The sequence below is a fragment of the Cyanobacteria bacterium QS_8_64_29 genome (assembly GCA_003022125.1).
Lineage (GTDB): Bacteria > Cyanobacteriota > Cyanobacteriia > Cyanobacteriales > Rubidibacteraceae > QS-8-64-29.
Window position 1 is genome coordinate 18,063 of the sequence record PXQH01000057.1, and the last position, 533, is coordinate 18,595.

General features: G+C 65.7%; 1 protein-coding gene. It reads left to right on the forward strand.

Annotated elements, in window-relative coordinates; all coding sequences use genetic code 11:
• Window positions 1-533 (forward strand): aldehyde dehydrogenase (locus tag BRC58_09140; protein PSP16440.1); only part of this gene is annotated, 533 nt, incomplete at both ends.

The following is a 533-nucleotide window of genomic DNA, read 5'->3' on the forward strand; positions in this document are numbered from 1 at the left end:
CTCGCGCGCACGCTCTGCGAGGAAATCGGTCGCCCTTGGAACTTTTGCGTGGGCGAGGTCCGGCTCGCCGCCGATGTCTTTGACTACTACGCCGGCCTGGCACTGGATCTCAAAGGCGAGTCGAGCCCGCGCTACGACGATGGCAGCATCGGCCTGACGGTGCGCGAGCCCGTGGGCGTCGTGGGCATCATTACGCCCTGGAATTTCCCGCTGCTGCTGGTGTCCTGGAAAATTGCGCCGGCGATCGCGGCTGGGTGCACCATGGTGGTTAAGCCCAGCGAGTTCGCGCCCTCCAGTACCTTCCAGCTTGCCGAAGCGATCGGGGCAGCCGGCGCCCCAGCCGGCACCATCAACGTTGTAACCGGTGAGGGCGATGTCGTTGGGGAGCGCTTGGTGGAATCGCCCCAGGTCAACAAGATCGCCTTTACCGGCTCGACGGCCGTGGGCAAGCGCATCATGGCCCAGGCGGCGCCCACCCTCAAGCGCATCAGCCTGGAGCTGGGGGGCAAAAGCCCCAACGTGGTCTTTCCGGA